15 protein-coding genes are annotated in these 16161 nt (G+C 67.7%); 5 read left to right on the forward strand and 10 right to left on the reverse strand.

Annotated elements, in window-relative coordinates; all coding sequences use genetic code 11:
* Window positions 1-10: 10 nt before the first annotated feature.
* Together ABD134_RS13830 and ABD134_RS13835 are read right to left on the reverse strand one after the other, a co-directional pair.
* Window positions 11-205 carry an MFS transporter small subunit gene (locus tag ABD134_RS13830; protein WP_344230378.1) on the reverse strand — a complete coding sequence of 65 codons (195 nt, stop codon included), beginning with the start codon at window positions 203-205 and terminating at the stop codon, window positions 11-13.
* The gene (locus ABD134_RS13835; RefSeq protein ID WP_344230380.1) at window positions 202-1563 is read right to left on the reverse strand and encodes an L-lactate MFS transporter; all 1362 of its coding nucleotides are present in this window, start codon (window positions 1561-1563) and stop codon (window positions 202-204) included. The genes ABD134_RS13830 and ABD134_RS13835 overlap by 4 nt, the downstream gene beginning before the upstream one ends.
* 227 nt (window positions 1564-1790) lie before the next feature.
* Here ABD134_RS13835 and ABD134_RS13840 point away from each other — a divergent pair, with 227 nt between their 5' ends.
* Window positions 1791-2360, forward strand: a complete 570-nt coding sequence (locus ABD134_RS13840; RefSeq protein WP_115931726.1) for a type 1 glutamine amidotransferase domain-containing protein — start codon at window positions 1791-1793, stop codon at window positions 2358-2360.
* 95 nt (window positions 2361-2455) lie between these two features.
* On the opposite strand, the gene ABD134_RS13845 is transcribed toward ABD134_RS13840, so the two are convergent.
* Window positions 2456-2731 (reverse strand): exodeoxyribonuclease VII small subunit, encoded by a 276-nt coding sequence (locus ABD134_RS13845; protein ID WP_344230922.1) that lies wholly within the window; start codon window positions 2729-2731, stop codon window positions 2456-2458.
* A 29-nt stretch (window positions 2732-2760) separates the two neighbouring features.
* On the reverse strand, window positions 2761-4113 hold the full coding sequence (gene xseA / locus ABD134_RS13850; protein WP_344230385.1) for an exodeoxyribonuclease VII large subunit: 1353 nt from the start codon (window positions 4111-4113) through the stop codon (window positions 2761-2763).
* Between the two features lie 113 nt (window positions 4114-4226).
* On the opposite strand from xseA, the gene ABD134_RS13855 reads away from it, so the two are divergent.
* The 4 genes from ABD134_RS13855 (at window position 4227) to ABD134_RS13870 (ending at window position 8423) form a co-directional block, all read left to right on the forward strand.
* Window positions 4227-5174: a hypothetical protein gene (locus ABD134_RS13855; RefSeq protein WP_344230387.1), complete on the forward strand. Its 948-nt coding sequence runs from the start codon at window positions 4227-4229 to the stop codon at window positions 5172-5174.
* A 143-nt stretch (window positions 5175-5317) separates the two neighbouring features.
* Window positions 5318-6376 carry a 4-hydroxy-3-methylbut-2-enyl diphosphate reductase gene (locus ABD134_RS13860; protein ID WP_344230924.1) on the forward strand — a complete coding sequence of 353 codons (1059 nt, stop codon included), beginning with the start codon at window positions 5318-5320 and terminating at the stop codon, window positions 6374-6376.
* Window positions 6376-6906 carry a gluconokinase gene (locus ABD134_RS13865; protein ID WP_344230389.1) on the forward strand — a complete coding sequence of 177 codons (531 nt, stop codon included), beginning with the start codon at window positions 6376-6378 and terminating at the stop codon, window positions 6904-6906. Before ABD134_RS13860 ends, ABD134_RS13865 begins: the two co-directional genes overlap by 1 nt.
* A 113-nt stretch (window positions 6907-7019) precedes the next feature.
* Complete coding sequence (locus tag ABD134_RS13870; RefSeq protein WP_344230391.1) at window positions 7020-8423, forward strand: GntP family permease; 1404 nt, start codon at window positions 7020-7022, stop codon at window positions 8421-8423.
* A gap of 106 nt (window positions 8424-8529) precedes the next feature.
* Here the strand turns inward: ABD134_RS13870 and ABD134_RS13875 are convergent, their stop codons facing one another.
* The 6 genes from ABD134_RS13875 to ABD134_RS13900 form a co-directional block, all read right to left on the reverse strand.
* Window positions 8530-10260 (reverse strand): DEAD/DEAH box helicase, encoded by a 1731-nt coding sequence (locus ABD134_RS13875; protein WP_344230393.1) that lies wholly within the window; start codon window positions 10258-10260, stop codon window positions 8530-8532.
* 318 nt (window positions 10261-10578) lie between these two features.
* Complete coding sequence (locus tag ABD134_RS13880; protein WP_344230395.1) at window positions 10579-11133, reverse strand: NADPH-dependent FMN reductase; 555 nt, start codon at window positions 11131-11133, stop codon at window positions 10579-10581.
* 127 nt (window positions 11134-11260) lie between these two features.
* Window positions 11261-12532 (reverse strand): DNA recombination protein RmuC, encoded by a 1272-nt coding sequence (locus tag ABD134_RS13885; protein WP_344230397.1) that lies wholly within the window; start codon window positions 12530-12532, stop codon window positions 11261-11263.
* A 673-nt stretch (window positions 12533-13205) separates the two neighbouring features.
* Window positions 13206-13742 carry a hypothetical protein gene (locus tag ABD134_RS13890; RefSeq protein WP_344230399.1) on the reverse strand — a complete coding sequence of 179 codons (537 nt, stop codon included), beginning with the start codon at window positions 13740-13742 and terminating at the stop codon, window positions 13206-13208.
* A gap of 151 nt (window positions 13743-13893) precedes the next feature.
* Entirely contained in the window at window positions 13894-14511 is a 618-nt protein-coding gene (locus ABD134_RS13895) for a TetR/AcrR family transcriptional regulator (RefSeq protein WP_344230401.1), read from the reverse strand.
* A complete protein-coding gene (locus ABD134_RS13900) occupies window positions 14504-16072 on the reverse strand; it encodes an MFS transporter (protein WP_344230403.1) in 1569 nt (522 codons plus the stop codon). Before ABD134_RS13900 ends, ABD134_RS13895 begins: the two co-directional genes overlap by 8 nt.
* Between the last annotated feature and the right edge of the window lie 89 nt (window positions 16073-16161).

Raw genomic sequence — 16161 nt, forward strand, 5'->3', positions numbered from 1 at the left:
GCGCTGGGTCTCAGCCGGTGAAGAGCGCCGAGGCCTTGATGGCCGTCTGGACCAGACCGTACGCCAGTGCGGCGACGACGATCAGGGCGAGGACGACGGCCACTGCGCGGTAGACGCCGCCGGTGTCCATGGCCGCGTTGCTTCCGCCCGCCGCCGCCTCGGCGTGGGCGCGGCTGTCAGGGGTGCTCTCGTTGCGGGTGCTCACTTGGCGTGCTCCTTCTCGCGGATCTCGTCCTCGGAAACGTGGTGCTTCTCGGCCACAGGCCGGACCAGCAGGTTGGCGATGAAACCGATGGCCAGCAGGCCGACCATGATGTACAGCGAGGCCGTGTACAGGTCAGCCCCGGTCTTGCCGGCCGCGGCCTGGGACTCGATCAGGCTGTTGACGATCAGCGGTCCGGCGATGCCGGCCGCGGACCAAGCCGTCAGCAGGCGGCCATGGATGGCCCCGACCTGGAAGACGCCGAACATGTCTTTCAGGTATGCCGGGACCGTGGAGAATCCACCGCCGTAGAAGGAGATGATGACCATGGTGGCCACGATGAAGACGACCAGGTTGGCCCCGCCCATCAGGGCGATGACGAGGTACATGGCCAATCCGACGCCGAGGTACATCATGTAGTTGTTCTTGCGGCCCCAATAGTCTGAGGTGGTGGACCACACAATGCGGCCGGCCATGTTGGCGATGGACAACAGGCCCACGAAGCCGGCGGCGGCGGCCGGCGTGATCCAGTCGAAGTACCCCTGGATCATGGGGGCGGCGTTCTCCAGGATGCCGATGCCGGCGGTCACGTTGCAGAACAGCACGATCCACAGCAGCCAGAACTGCGGGGTCTTGATGGCAGACTGAGCGGACACGTTGGCCCGGGTCTGCATCGGCTTGGAGGCAGCCTGGGCCGGATCCCAGCCCGCCGGCTTCCACTCCGGGTGAGGGACCCGGATCACGATCGCGCCCAGGGCGATGACCACGGCATAGACGATGGCCAGGGTCAGGAAGGTCTGCAGCAGACCGCCCTGGAGCTGTTCCGGTTCGGAGCCGCCGCCATAGAACGCCATGAGGCTGTTGGACATGGGGCTGGCGATCAGCGCGCCGCCGCCGAAGCCCATGATCGCCAGGCCGGTGGCTAGGCCGGGACGATCCGGGAACCACTTCATCAGCGTGGACACGGGGGAGATGTACCCGATGCCGAGGCCGATGCCGCCGATCACGCCGTAGCCGAGGTAGACCAGCCAGAGCTGACCCGTGGCGATGCCCACGGTGGCGACGAAGAAGCCGACCACCCAGAAACTGCCGGCCACGACCATCGACTTGCGCGGCCCGGACCGTTCGACCCACGTGCCGCCGAAGGCGGCGGCCAGGCCGAGCATGGCGATGGCCACGGAGAAGATCCACCCGACCGCCACATCACCGGCCTCGAAATGTCCCATCATCGGGATCTTGAAGACACTGAAGGCATAGACCTGGCCGATGCACAGATGAATCGCCAGTGCGGCGGCCGGGATCAGCCAGCGATTGAATTCTCGAGGGGCGACGATGGCCTCTCGATTGAGGATGTTGGGCATGACGGTGCGGTCCCTCTCCTGGTCGCCATCGACCAGGGGTGATTGGTCAACTGGGCAGTATGGTGCATGAGTGATGCTGGTGATGTTTTTCCCATCCAGCCTTGCCGAGATTATCTCTGGGATATCAGCTGGTCAATCACGGCCCCATCGACGATTCGCCTCGCTTTCGGCGAACACAACGCCACAGACCTTGCACTGGCCCCGGGGGAACGTGCTTAGGGTGGGGCATGACTACTCAGCAGCTCCAGGGAAAGTCCATTGCCTTCCTCGCCACCCGTGGGGTAGAGCAGGTCGAGCTCACCTCACCGTGGGACGCCGTCATCGCCGCAGGGGGACAGCCCCGGCTCGTCTCGGTCGAGTCCGGCACCATCACCGCCATGAACGGTGACTGGGAGCACGGGGACACCTTCACCGTCGATCACACGGCCGGTTCCGTCTCTGCCTCAGATTTCGACGGCCTGGTCATGCCCGGCGGCACCTTGAACGCGGACGCACTTCGCGTGGACGCCAGTGTCCAGGGCTTCGTCCGCGGCTTCTTCGACCAGCACAAGCCGGTTGCGGCCATCTGCCACGCACCGTGGACCCTCATCAATGCCGGCGTGGTCCAGGGGCGCAAGCTCACGAGCTACCACTCACTGTCCGAGGATCTGAAGAACGCCGGCGCCACCTGGGTGGACGAGCAGGTGGTGGTGGATCAGGGCCTGACCACCAGCCGCAATCCCGGTGATCTGGACGCCTTCAACGCCAAGATGGTGGAGGAGTTCGCCGAGGGAAAGCACTCCGGCCAGACTGCCTGATACCGCCTGAACCGGTCAGATCGCCAGGCGTGGCCGGGCTGTCAGGGACGGCCCGGCCACGTCGCGCTGTCCGAGCCGACCGTAGTCCGAGAGGATCAGACGGTTCGGTCGGCCGTCTTGGCCCGGACTTCGTCGAGTTTCGCCCGGGCACCGTTCAACCACTCCTCACAGCGGTCGGCGAGGGCTTCGCCGCGCTCCCAGAGGGCCAGGGATTCCTCCAGGCCGGCGCCGCCGGTCTCCAGCCGGGCCACCGTCTCGACGAGTTCGGACCGGGCCTGCTCGTAGCTGAGGGTGGCGATGTCCGAGGTATCGGCCGCGGAGAAGCCCTCCACAGCAGCACCATCCACAGCAGTATTCTCCGGGCCCGGCATGGTGGGGTCGGTGTTCTCGGTCGGGTCGCTCATGCGTTCTCCTCGGTGATCTTCGTCGGGGTGTGTTCGGAAGGTGCAGCACTGTTGGCATGCTCGGCGCTGTCAGTGGACTCGCCTGGGTCGACAGAACCGACGGGAGCGGTGGTGTCAGTGACGGCTGCGCCGATCCGGCCGGCGGCCACCAGGATGTCCAGCCGGTCCCCGGCGGCGACCCGGCCAGCGTGGCGGACCACCTCGCCCTCATGCTGGACGACCGCATAGCCGCGGTCCAGGGTCTTCTGCGGGGACAGGGACAGCACCCTCGCGCGCAGGTGCCCTACGGCGTCGTGCTCCCGGTCCAACCGGCCGGAGAGCGACGTGCGGGACCGCCCCCGCCACCGCTCCAAGTCCTGTGCGCGCTCGTCCACCAGACGTTCCGGCTGGGCCATCACGGGCCGGGTGCGCAGGGCCTGGAGGGACTGGGCCTCCTGCAGTACCAGCCTTTCCACACCGGAGGCCAGACGCAACCGGGCCGCGGAGATCGCCTCCCGCTCGAGCGTGGAGTCCGGGACCACCCGCTTGGCGGCGTCAGTGGGGGTGGAGGCCCGCACATCGGCCACGTCGTCCAGCACGGGGCGATCGGCCTCATGCCCGATGGCGGAGACCACCGGGGTGCTCGTGGCGGCCACGGCGCGGACGAGAGCCTCGTCTGAGAACGGCAGCACGACCTCCTCGAGCGCCCCGCCGCCGCGCGCAATGATGATCACGTCCACCTGCGGGTGGGCGTCCAGTTCGGCGACGGCGGCCATCACCTCCCGCGGCGCGTTCGGTCCCTGCACGGCCACCTCTCGGACCTCGAAGCGGGCCTCGGGCCAGCGCAGGTGGGCGTTGCGCATGACGTCCTTCAGGGCGTCCGAGTTCCTGCCCGTGACCAGTCCGATGAGCTGCGGCAGCACGGGCAGCGGACGTTTGCGGGCCGCCGAGGTCAAACCCTCAACCTCCAGAGTGCGGCGGAGCTTCTCCACGCGGGCCAGCAGGTCCCCGATGCCGACCGGCCGCATGGCGGAGGCGATCATGTTCAGCCGGCCGGTCTTCGTGTAGAAGCTGGGCTTGACGCACGCCACCACGCGAGAACCCTGCTCGACCGCGCCCTCCAGAGTGGAGGCCACGTTCCGCCAGGCGGTCACGGGCAGCGAGTAGTCCTCGTCCAGATCACGCAGGGTCATCCAGGCATTGCCGCGGATCACCTTGAACTCGATCAGCTGCCCCTCGATCCACGCCTCCGGAGCGCGCTCGAAGTACTTCTTGAGATTCTCCGAGAGGACCCGCAGCGGCCACGGGGCGTCTGGAGCGGTCCCGGAGGCGGTGGCCGGGAGGGGTGCCGATGACGGCTGGTCGTCCATGCGTAGTGTGTCTCCTCGATGGCAAGGTCGTCAGGCCATTCTCTCTCTAGGCTAGGACGGGATACGCCCCACCTGTGCCAGCGAAGGCCTGATCCACCCGCACGAACGGAGCCATGATGCGCACGGTACTGTCCATTCTCCTGGCCGCGCTCGCCGGCCTGCTCGCCGTCCTGTCCTTGGTGGGCGCCCGGGCTGAGGCCCTCGTCTATACCCCGCAACCCCTGCAGCAGATCGCCGCCCCGATGTCCGAGGACCCACAGTTGCAGGAGGCTCTGCCCGGGGAGATCACCTCGCTCGTCCAGGACCAGTTGCCGGAACAGACGCCCGGATTCGCCCAGACCGCCGTCTCCGGGCTCGTGGAGGGGGTTGCCAGCGGACTGGTTGAGGACGACCGCTTCCCCACGGCCTGGTCCGCGGTCCTGGAGGAGACCCGACTGGACTGGGTCCACCGCATCGACCGACTTGCCGACGGGGATACAACGACGTCCGGGACCGTGCACCTGCAGGCCGCACCGCTCCTGGAGCTTGGTCTCGACCGATTGGCTGAGGCCCTCGCCGGGATGCCCGGCGGCGAGGCGGTGGCGGAGATGCTGCGTGAGGGCCTGGCTGACGGTCAGGAAGCCGGGAATGAGGAGGCGAGGGAATCTCCGCTGTCCGTGGATCTCGCCGTACCGGATCCCGACACGGTGCCCACGGACCAGGTCGTGCTGATCGTGGAGAACGTGTACCGCTGGCCCTGGTTGGCCGGTACAGCCGCCGTGGTGGCCCTGCTGGCGCTGTGGGCGGCACCGCGCCGCCGGAAGGGCACCCCCCTGTTCGTCACCGGCCTCACGGCCCTGGCTGCCGGAGGAGTCAGCCGGTGGGCTCTGGGACAGATGGAGCCGGCTGCCGACCTGGAGGGCATCGCCCGGGTTGCCGCGGATTCGCTGCTGGAGGGGATTCGCGACTACGCGATGCCGGACACCATGATCCTGATCGTCGGAGGCGGGGTGGTCGCCGCGCTCGGCCTGGTGGTGTCGCTCTCCTCCGGGCTCCGCTCCCGGGGCCACACCGGGCATTGAGGCCTGCCTCACTCCGGGTGGCCCGTGCCGGGTCCGCCGGTAGACTGGAACATATGTCCGCCGTTCTCTCAGCAGCCGCTCCCTCAGCAGCCGCTGCCACCACAGCCCCCACCGCCGCCGCCGGTTCGCCCGTCGCCATCGGGATGCCCCAGGTGCCCCGTGCCCGCCGCACCCGCGAGGATGTGGAGGCCGCCGCCGTCGTGAGCGGGGACAAGAAGGTCATACTGGCCGCACCGCGCGGCTACTGCGCGGGCGTGGACCGCGCCGTCATCGCCGTGGAGAAGGCGCTCGAGCACCATGGGGCGCCCGTCTACGTGCGCAAGGAGATCGTCCACAACCGGCACGTAGTGGACACCCTGGAAGAACAGGGCGTGGTCTTCGTGGAGGAGCTGGACGAGGTCCCGGAGGGCGCATTGACCGTGTTCTCCGCTCATGGAGTGTCTCCGGCCGTCGTCAACGAAGCCGCCGAGCGCAACCTCCAGACCATCGACGCCACCTGCCCGCTGGTCACCAAGGTGCACCGCGAGGCGGTCCGGTTCGCCAAGCAGAACCGCAGCATCCTGCTCATCGGCCATGAAGGCCACGAGGAGGTCGAGGGCACCTACGGTGAGGCCCCCGAGCACACCACCATCATCAACAACCCGGAGGAAGCCCGGACCGTCGAGGTGGAGGACCCGGACAACCTGATCTGGCTGTCCCAGACGACCCTGAGCGTGGATGAGACCCTGGAGATCGTCTCCATCCTGCGCGAACGGTTCCCGAACCTGCAGGACCCGCCCTCGGATGACATCTGCTACGCCACCTCCAACCGCCAGGCGGCCATCAAGAAGATCTCCCCGTCGTGTGATCTCGTGATCGTGGTCGGCTCCGCGAACTCGTCGAACTCTGTGCGGCTCAAGGAGGTCGCCGTTGAGTACGGGGCACAGCGGGCCGAACGCGTGGACTTCGCCAACCAGGTGGACGAGTCCTGGTTCGAGGGCGTGGCCACCGTCGGCCTGTCTTCCGGCGCCTCCGTTCCTGAGGTCCTGGTGCAGGACGTGCTCACGCTGCTCGCCGAGTATGGCTATGGAGTCGTGGAGGAGGTCGTCACGGCCGAGGAGGACATCATCTTCTCGCTGCCCAAGGAGCTGCGTGCCGAGATGAAGAAGGTCGGGGACAACGACCACTTCCTCGGCGGCCGCCGTACCAACACCGGCAACTGATGGCATCCGGTACACCAGCGGCAGTGCAGGAGCCTGTCCACCTGGTCCTGATGGGGATCTCGGGCTCGGGCAAGACCACGCTGGCCGAGCGCCTGGCCGAGGAACTGAACCGGTCCTACGCAGAGGCCGATGAGTTCCACCCTCGGGCCAACATCGACAAGATGGCCTCCGGGACCCCGCTGACCGACGAGGATCGCGGGCCCTGGCTGGAATCCATCCGTGACTGGATGGACGCCGCAACCAACGCCGGAGGAACGATCGTCACCTGCTCGGCGCTGAGGCGCACCTACCGCGACCTGTTGCGCCAGGCCTCCGGCCGGGTGATCTTCCTGCACGTCACCTGTGATCCGGCGGTCATCACGGACCGCATGGAACACCGCCTGGGCCACTTCATGCCGGCCGCACTGGTACCCAGCCAGCTCGCGACACTCGAGGGACTCGGGGCGGACGAGGACGGAGCGGAGCTGGTCAACTCCGGTAGTGTGGACGAGCTTGTCGACCAGGCGCTGACCATCGTCGCCGACCTCTGAGGCCGTCGGCCATTGGCCATCGGGTGCCGGGGCGGCAAGCGCTACCCCAACTTGCGTTGATGCCCCCGTCCTGACCGGGTCGCCGGGCTGCGCTCCGACCCGAAGGCCCACCCATGACCATCGAAGAATGGACCCCGACACTGGGGGCCGGACCGCTGCTCGGCATCGCCGCCGCGGCGATCGCGCTGTTGCTGTTCCTCATCATGTATCTGCGGATGCACGCGTTCCCGGCGCTCGTCCTCGTCAGCGTCCTGACCGCCTTCGCCGCGGGCATCCCGGCGAACTTGGTGGTCTCCACAGCGACGGAGGGTTTCGGCAGCACCCTGGCCACCGTGGCCCTGCTGGTGGGCCTGGGGGCCATGCTCGGCAGGCTCGTGGAGCTGTCCGGAGGTGCCAAGGTCCTGGCGGACACCCTCATCGGGTGGTTCGGTGAGAAGCGCGCCCCCTTCGCCCTCGGCGTCGCCTCCCTGCTGTTCGGCTTCCCCATCTTCTTCGACGCCGGCCTCGTCGTCATGCTGCCCGTCGTCTTCGCCGTGGCGCGCCGGCTCGGCGGCTCGGTGTTGTCCTACGGACTGCCCGTGGCCGGAGCCTTCTCGGTCATGCACATCTACCTGCCTCCGCACCCGGGGCCGGTGTCCGCCGCCACGTTCTTCGAGGCCAACGTCGGCCTGGTGATGCTCCTGGGTCTGCTCGTGGCCTTGCCCACCTGGTACGTGACCAGCTACCTCTTCGGCCGCTGGGCCGGCCGGCGCTGGAAGCTGCCGGTGCCCTCCCTGCTCGGACGGGCAGATGAGGAACAGGAGAAGAACCCGCCGCGGTTCGTGACCGTGGTCCTGGTTCTGCTGCTGCCGATGCTCCTGATCTTCCTCAACACGGGGCTGGACACCCTCAACCGTGGCGGCATGCTGCCCGAGGGGACGGGAGACTCCACCTGGTTCCAGGTCCTGCGCGTCCTGGGGGAGACCCCTGTGGCACTGCTCATCACGCTGATCGTGGCCACGATCGTCCTGGGACGGGCCCGCGGCACCGACAAGTCCGTCCTCGAGAAGACCCTCGAGGGTGCCCTCGGTCCGGTGTGCTCCGTCATCCTCGTCACCGGTGCAGGCGGCATGTTCGGCTCGGTGCTGCGGACCTCGGGCATCGGTGGTGCCCTGGAGGACTCCCTGTCCGATCTGGGCGTGCCGCTGATCCTCGCCGGATTCCTCATCGCGGCCGTGCTGCGCATCGCGCAGGGCTCGGCCACCGTGGCCCTGACCACCGCCGCCGGCCTGGTGAGTGCCGGAGTGGCCGCCGCGGACTACAACGCCGTCCAGCTGGCCGCCATGGTGCTCGCCGTGGGCGCCGGCTCCGTGGTGGCCTCCCACGTCAACGACTCCGGCTTCTGGCTGGTCGGCCGGTTCTTCGGGATGGACGTCAAGACCACCCTGAAGACCTGGACTGTACTGGAGACCCTGATCGGCGTCATGGGCTTCGTGATCGCCTGGGCGACCTTCGCCCTCGCCGGCGCCATCGGCTGACCCGGACACTGCCCGCACGTGGAGAAGCCCCCGCATCCGGTTGCTCGGATGCGGGGGCTTCTCCGCGTCACAGGCGGCTGGGGCTCAGCCGGATGTCAGTCCGGGATCAGCTGCGGGGCGAGCCCTGCGCGCTGGAGGAGCGGCGGCTGCGGCCACCGCGGGAGCGGCCGGCGCCACCACGGCCTTCGCGGCCGCCTTCATGGTCCCGGTTTTCCCGGAAGTCAGTGTTGCGTCCACCGGACTCCGAGGAGTACACCCGGCCGCCCGGCGTCGGCGTCCCGGCCGAGGAACCCGTGCGGCGGTTGCCCGGCCGGCCGGTTCCGCGTCCGCCCTGGCCGCCACCGTTGCCGGCGCGTTCCTGGGAGGGTCGCTCGTTGCGGGACCGTTCCGAACGCTCACCACCGGACGCGGAGGCGCCACGGGGCCGGCCGCCGTCGGGCTGGCCCTCGCGCTGACCGCCCTGACTGCCTTGGCCGCCGGAGCGGCCACCGTTGCGGCCACCCCGGGAGCCGTTGCGACCGCCGGAGCGGCCACCCCCACCGGAGGCTCCGCCGCCCTGGCGACCGCCGGGGCGACCACCGTTGCCTCCGCCGTTCTGGCTGGCCTGCTGGGTGCTGGGCGTGGAGACGGCGAGGAGCTTCTCGAGTTCAGCGGCCTCCAGGAAAGAGCGTTCACCGGGGGCCAGGGTCTCCAGCAGGGAGTCGTCGGCGCCGTCGGCATGGACGGTCGGGGTAATCTTGGCGGCGCGCATCAGCGTGCGGACCTCATTGCGCTGCTCGCGCCCGGCCAGGGTCACCACGGTGCCGGCCTGGCCCGCACGGGCCGTGCGGCCGGAGCGGTGCAGGTATGCCTTGTGCTCGGTGGGCGGATCGGAGTGGATCACCAGGGAGACGTCGTCCACGTGGATGCCACGGGCGGCGATGTCCGTGGCGACTAGGGTGCCGGCAGTGCCATCGTGGAAGGCGTCCAGGTTCCGGGTGCGGGCGTTCTGGGACAGGTTGCCGTGCAGCTCCAGGGCGGAGACGCCGCGCTGGCGCAACTGCTTGGCGGCCTTCTTGGCGCCATACTTGGTGCGGGTGAACACGATGGTCCGGCCCGGTGCAGCGCACAGGTCGGCCAGGGCGGCCAGCTTGTCGTCCCCGTCCACGGACACCACGTGGTGATCCATCTTCGCCACCGGGGAGACGGCCGAATCGGCCTCATGCACCACCGGGTTCTTGAGGTACTTCTTGACGAGCACGCCGACGCCCTCGTCCAGAGTGGCGGAGAAGAGCATCTTCTGAGCCTTGGTGGGCACCTTGTCCAGGATGCGGCGGACCATCGGCAGGAAGCCCATGTCCGCCATGTGGTCGGCCTCGTCGATGATGAGGATCTCCACGCCGGACAGGTCGACGTGCCCCTGACCCATGAGATCCAGCAGGCGTCCGGGGCAGGCGACGAGGACATCCACGCCGCGCGCCACCGCCTTGACCTGTGGGTTCTGGCCGACGCCGCCGAAGATCGTCAGGGAGGACAGGCCGCTGGCCGCGGAGAGCGGCTTGAAGGATTCCTCGAGCTGGAGGGCCAACTCGCGGGTCGGAGCCAAGATGAGCGACCGAGGCCGGCGGGCCGTGGCCGAGCGCCCGCCGCTCAGGCGGGAGGCCAGTGGCAGCAGGAAGGCGTAGGACTTGCCGGAACCGGTCCGGCCGCGGCCGAGCACGTCACGCCCGGTGAGAGAGTCCGGAAGGGTGGCCTTCTGGATCGGGGTGGGGGAGATGATGCCCTGCGGGGCCAGCGCGGCGGCCAGGCCGGCGGGCACCCCGAGCTCGGCGAATTCCGAGTCGGATGAAGTGGGCATGGTGGAGGAACCGCCGGAAACGGCGGCAGGCTGAAGAGAAGTCACGAAAAAGGAATCCGTCCGGGTGGAAGAAAGACCCGGCCCTGGCACTGGCGGCTGCGGCATCACAAGAGCCACTCAACGCGGTGCTGGCCGGCACCGGCGAGGAAGGATCCTGACCGGCTGGCTAGCGCACAGTCTACGGCATGGCGGATGAGATCCCGGCATCCGGTCCGAGGTGGTAACGCCAGCGAGCCCCTCGACCCTGGTGTTCGGGTCGAGGGGCTCGCTGGTGCAGCGTCAGAGGCTGCGGGCGATGTGTGGGGAGGGGACGCCGGGTCAAACGGCGACGCGGGCGTTGGCCTCCACATGGGCGACGAGGGCGTCCACGAAGCCCTGCAGAACCGGCAGGAGCGTGGCGTCCTGGACCTCGCCGGACTCGGCGAGGGCACCCTCGCGGGACTGGATGAAGGTCTCCGGCTGGCCCATGGTCCTCATATCCAGGTGGGACAGGATGTTGCGCAGGTGCTGCTGGGCCATGGCGGTCCCGGTGCCGCCCGGAGAGGTGCCGATGACAGCGGCGGGGACGCCGCCCCACACGGCCTGGCCCCAGGGGCGGGCGCCCCACTCGATGGCGTTCTTCAGGGCAGCGGAGATGGAGCGGGAGTACTCCGGGGTGAGGAAGAGGATGCCATCGGCCGAGGAGACGGACTCCTTGAAGTCCAGGGCGGCGGCCGGGTAGTCGGCGTCGAAATCCGAGCTGTACAGGGGCAGCTCGCTGATGGAGACCTCGAAGAACTCCACGCCTTCGGGGGCCAGTGCCGAGAGGGCCTTGGCCAGACGGCGGTTGATGGAGTTCTGGGCGAGGGAGCCGACGATGTAGCCGATGCGCATGGGTGTCCTTTCAGACAGGATCAGGGCGTAGACGTTAAGACGTTGAAATTTCAACTAGCCACCCGTCTTCAACCCGGAGGCCCTCTCACCTATTCCTCCAGACACCGTCGTTCCGGTGTGACCTCCGTCATGCCTGACGTCGGAGATCACCCGGCAGATCTGCTGGCAGGCCCGGATCCTCCAGCAGTTCTGCCGCGGACAGGACGCGCGGAGTGGATTCCAGGGGAGCGGCGGAGGATATCCCCTCCACGCTGGAAGGGTTCAACTCGCCGATGCGCCGGGCGGAGGGCAGCACTCGGGTCTCGAGCGTGCCGACCATGGAGTTGTACTTCTCCACCGCCGACTTCAGTGAACTCCCCAGTTTGGTGACATGCCCACCGAGGGTCCCGAGGCGCTGGTAGAGCTGCCGGGAGACCGCGAAGAGTTCCCGCGCGTTCTTGGTCAAGGTCTCCTGACGCCAGGAGTAGGCGACCGATTTCAGGGCGGTCAACAGGGACACCGGTGCCACCAGCGCCACATTCTTCGAGAAGGCGTGGTCCAGCAGGCCGGGGTCGGCCTCGAGCGCGGCGGCCAGGAAAGACTCGGCGGGAAGGAAGCAGACCACCAGCTCGGGCGAATCCTGCAATCCCTGCCAGTAGCCCTTGGCGGAGAGGGCGTCCACGTGAGCGCGCACGGCCTTGGCGTGGGCCTGTTGCAGCTCATAGCGCCGGCCGGCTCCCTCGGTCGTCGAATCGCCGGCCAGTTCCTCGGCCTCGAGGATGGCCGCCAATGGCGCCTTGGCATCCACGGCGAGCGACTTTCCGCCGGGGAGCCGCACGACGAGGTCCGGTCGAAGGATCTGGTCCTCGTCCCCGCGCAGCATCCCCTGTTCGGAGAAGTCGGTGTGGGGCAGCATCCCGGCTGCCTCCACCACTCGGCGCAGCTGTACCTCGCCCCAGTGCCCCCGCGCAGAGGTCGACTTCAGGGTGGCGACCAGGGTCTTGGTATTGACCAGCAGGGCCGAGTCCGTGGCGGCCGCGGTCTTGAGCTGCTCGGAGAGCTGCCCGTACTGCTCCACACGATCCCGCTCCAGCATTCCGACCTGCCTCTGCAGGGTCTCCAACCGCTGTCCCACGGGGGCGAGGGCGGTCAGCACCTTGGACTCGGCGGCGGAACGGTCCCGGTCCGCCGTCCGCTCGGCGGCCAGGACCCGGCTCTCGGCCTCTGCCGCGGCCAGTGCGGCCTGGACCTCGGACAGTTCGCTCCGGGCCGCCTGGGCCTCATCTCTGGCTCCCCGTTCGGACTCCGCCCACGTCCCCTGCCAGCGCGTCCACACCAGCCATCCACCCAACACCGCGCCCACGACCAAACCGGCCACCACGCACACCACGGCCACCAACACCACTGCTGAAGTCTCCATGCCCCCCAGATTGCCAAAGGCTACGGACACGATAGGTGTGCACCGCCGTGGAGAGGGGCCGGATGCTGGCCGATATGTACGGCGCGGACGACACCGTGGAGTCCATGGAAGCAGTTTTCGCTGCGACATGGTCAGCGTGGACTGGGCCCGCGTCGCGGTCAGTAGGAATCCCGGCGAACGTTGACGTTTCCACACCTCGGGACCTGGCTACGTAGCTCCGCAAAGCCAGTCTCGTAGCTCGCCGCATCGACAAACAGCTCCCAGCCCTGCCCCGCGCTGCCACCGTCCCCTGTGTTGTTCGCTGGCACGGGCTCTATGGCAGCAAGGACGTTCTCCTTACCAGCTCAGGTTCCGGAAGTCCGGATCAAGGTCAGTGGTGTTCCTCGCCTGCTTGAACCTCTACGCACGGAGGTCCGCAATCGGCCGACTATGGTTAGCAGCCGGTGTCGGAGGTGTGGTGCATCCTGGGCCAGACAAGATCGAAGAGCTGGCCGCAACCAACGAAGGGCGCAAGAGCCCAGCCTGATCCCGAAGGGGTTCAACATCTGCGCACGGCCGAGCCGGTGTTTTTGGGGTGCCAAGCCTGTGGATAACCCCGGTGCATTCCGGTACCAACCCGGAGCGACCCGCCGACCGTGAATCGATCCCAAGGTCACGGTCGGCCGCCACGGTGTCACAGCACGTGGTTGTTCAAAGCGTCCTGAAGGCTGCGGTTCTTCAGCTCTCGGTAGTGGACGCATTCACCGGAGGCGATCCTGCCGCTGTTCCCGAGGTAGTCCAGGACATTGGCGCGCAGGAGCGATCGCTGGGCGCTCGACTCGAACGCGAGCATGTTGATCGTGACATCGAGGCCGTGGAAGTTGGTCATTCTGGCGGTGGCCTCCTCGGCGATTCTGGAGAGATGCTCCAGGACGGATTCGAGGTGCCTGGCCGGAACGCCGATGAGCTGCACCAGGATCAGGACGATCCCGTTCTGGGAAATCAGATGCTCAATGTTGGTCAGGCTTCTCTTGAGCTTCAGTCGGGAGAGGGCATTCCCCACCCATCCGCGGCGCCATTTGTAGGCGACCCCCAGCAGGGTGCGCCGGTGAGTGCGGTGATGGTGGGGGTGGTGGGCCCGGATCACTCGGACGCCGTAGTTGTGGAGGTCATCCGCCAAGTGGTCCAGCAGTCCCAATCCGGTGCCGTAGATGGCGACTGTCCCGGTCATGGTTTTCTGTCTTTCGTGAGTGGTGATGGTGGGTGGTTACCCGGTTACGTTGGGGTCGGGCTCTGGGCTTCGGCCTTTGGGTATTCCGCGCCGAGAGGTTGACCGTTGTCGTTGATCTGCTCCTGCCTCATGGGCGGCTCGGGCCTAGGAGTTAGGCGAGCCGGCGGCCCACCATGCTGGCGGCATCTGCAAGTACAGCCCGGAACACGGCGTCGTCGCGCTGCTCGAGCCAGTTCAGTGCCGCCCCAGAAAGTAGCGTCAGCGCTTGTTCGGCCACCAAGGCGACGTCGGCCTCCCATCGCAAGCCTGCTTGCTCGGCCAGGTCGCCGAGCAGCCTCACCATGGTTCGGCGGTACTCCTGTTGGGACTGCGCGACCAGGTCGCGTAGCTGTTCGTCGCGGGCTGCCATGAGTGAGAGCTCAAAGTACGCGATCTCTATGTCCGGATCAGCCATGACGGAATCTGCGTAGGCGGCGAAGAGCTCGGCCACAGTGGCGACCACGTCCTCTGGCCCCTGCATTGGCCGGTCGTGCTGTGACGGCGCGAGGTCTGACAGGTGCGTCAGGTCCAACTGCATCACCGAACGGATTAACTCCTCTTTTGAGGAGAACGCGTAGTGCACGGATCCATGTGGCACGCCGGCCTCCTTGGCCAGAGCCCGCGTGGTGAGCGCCCGTGCTCCATCGCGTGCCATGATTTTCACCGCGATCTCGGTGAGTTCCCGACGGCGCTGCTCGATCGGCACATGTACCCGGCGCGACTCAGCCACGGGTCACTTCCGCACTGGCGGTGTCCGCGCTCTCGGCGGGAGTCCCGTCTGCATCTCGTTCGGTTTGGGCCGTCCGTGACTCCGAGCGCAGTCCACGCCAGGCCAGCATCACGGTGATGGCCGCCGTGCCGATGCCGATCGCGGCCACCAGGTCGATGCCCGCCATAAAGGCGGAATCCGCGATATCCAGGAGGCGAGCACCCCCGTCGGGCAGGGTCTCCGCAATCTCGTGTGCGCCTGCCAGTGTCTGGGACGCGGCAGCCGCGGAGTCGGCGTCCATGCCGGGCAGAGAGGCAGTGTCGATCACCTGGCTTGAGTACATGGCCATTCCTGCGGTGCCGAGCACGGCGGTGCCCATGGCCCCGCCGAACTCATACCCGGTCTCGGAGATGGCTGCGGCGGCACCGGCACGATCGCTCGGAGCGGCGGTGAGGATCACGTCGTTCGTGAGAGTTTCGGCGAGACCGATACCGATGCCAAACGCGGCTGAGAGAAGCGCAAACAGGACGATGGTCTCGGCCGATTCCAGCCGGGTGCCGATGACGAACGCGACGATCACGAGGGCCAGGCCCGTCATGATCGCGGTGCGCACCGACGCCATTCGCGCCACGACAGGGGCCAGCATGGTGCCGACCACCGTGGCCGCCGCGAACGGGAGCATCCAGAGTCCGGCCTCGGCCGAGCCCATGCCGCGCACGAGCATCAGGTACTGCGGGAGGAAGAACAGCAGTCCCATGAACGCGAACATGGAGATCGCGTTGATCGTGAGGGCCGAGGCAAACGCGGAGTTCTTGAAGAGGGAGACATCGATCATGGGGTTCTCGCGGCGGCGCTGGCGGTTGATGAACCACGTCATCGCCGCGATGCCGAGAACGAGAGCGGCAAGTACCGTCCAGTCGAATCCCTTGACACCCGTCTTGAGGGCGTAGACCAGCGAGATCATGCCCACGATGGAGAGGATTGCGGAAGCCGGATCGAACGGGCCCGGATTCGGGTCCTTCGCCTCAGGCATCAAGAACGGAGCGGCGAGTAGGAACAGCACGATGACCGGCACGTTCAAGAGAAATACCGAGCCCCACCAGAAGTTCTCCAGCAGCAGTCCTCCGACGACCGGGCCCACGGCGGCCCCTCCGGAAAGCGCGGCGGCCCACACAGCGATCGCCGTGCGCCGCTCCGTGCGGTCCGGGAAGATCGCGCGAATCAAGCCGAGAGTCGAAGGCATGAGCGTGGCGCCACCGATGCCGAGCAGAGCACGACCGAGGATCAGCATCTCCGGACTAGTGGCGAAGGCAGCCACGAGGGACGCCGCACCGAACAGGGGTGCACCGATCATGAGCATCCGTTTGCGGCCGATTCGATCTCCGAGTGAACCCGCGAAGACCAGCAGACCGGCGAGCAGGAACGAGTAGAGATCAATAACCCAGAGCAGCTGGTTCGACGTCGGCGCGAGATCGGCTGACAGGGCCGGCACGGCGATGCTGAGTACGGACATATCGATCGCGATCAATAGCACGGGAAGGACAAGCACGGACAGGGTAATCCAACGGCGCGCGGGGGACACGGGGCACCTCTTAAAGAGTGGTCGGGCTGCGGGCGGTGTGCACGGAGCGTCGCCGGAGAGTACTGCACCCGGCGAAAGCCATCCTGGCA

The sequence above is a fragment of the Citricoccus alkalitolerans genome (genome assembly GCF_039528175.1).
Classification (GTDB): domain Bacteria; phylum Actinomycetota; class Actinomycetes; order Actinomycetales; family Micrococcaceae; genus Citricoccus; species Citricoccus alkalitolerans.

Bases quoted from the DNA above. Each gene is read 5' to 3' on its own strand.
- ABD134_RS13835 (WP_344230380.1), bottom strand. From the start codon at position 1,563: ATGCCCAACATCCTCAATCGAGAGGCCATCGTCGCCCCTCGAGAATTC.
- ABD134_RS13840 (WP_115931726.1), top strand. From the start codon at position 1,791: ATGACTACTCAGCAGCTCCAGGGAAAGTCCATTGCCTTCCTCGCCACC.
- ABD134_RS13845 (WP_344230922.1), bottom strand. From the start codon at position 2,731: ATGCCGGGCCCGGAGAATACTGCTGTGGATGGTGCTGCTGTGGAGGGC.
- xseA (WP_344230385.1), bottom strand. From the start codon at position 4,113: ATGGACGACCAGCCGTCATCGGCACCCCTCCCGGCCACCGCCTCCGGG.
- ABD134_RS13855 (WP_344230387.1), top strand. From the start codon at position 4,227: ATGATGCGCACGGTACTGTCCATTCTCCTGGCCGCGCTCGCCGGCCTG.
- ABD134_RS13860 (WP_344230924.1), top strand. From the start codon at position 5,318: ATGCCCCAGGTGCCCCGTGCCCGCCGCACCCGCGAGGATGTGGAGGCC.
- ABD134_RS13865 (WP_344230389.1), top strand. From the start codon at position 6,376: ATGGCATCCGGTACACCAGCGGCAGTGCAGGAGCCTGTCCACCTGGTC.
- ABD134_RS13870 (WP_344230391.1), top strand. From the start codon at position 7,020: ATGACCATCGAAGAATGGACCCCGACACTGGGGGCCGGACCGCTGCTC.
- ABD134_RS13875 (WP_344230393.1), bottom strand. From the start codon at position 10,260: ATGCCCACTTCATCCGACTCGGAATTCGCCGAGCTCGGGGTGCCCGCC.
- ABD134_RS13880 (WP_344230395.1), bottom strand. From the start codon at position 11,133: ATGCGCATCGGCTACATCGTCGGCTCCCTCGCCCAGAACTCCATCAAC.
- ABD134_RS13885 (WP_344230397.1), bottom strand. From the start codon at position 12,532: ATGGAGACTTCAGCAGTGGTGTTGGTGGCCGTGGTGTGCGTGGTGGCC.
- ABD134_RS13890 (WP_344230399.1), bottom strand. From the start codon at position 13,742: ATGACCGGGACAGTCGCCATCTACGGCACCGGATTGGGACTGCTGGAC.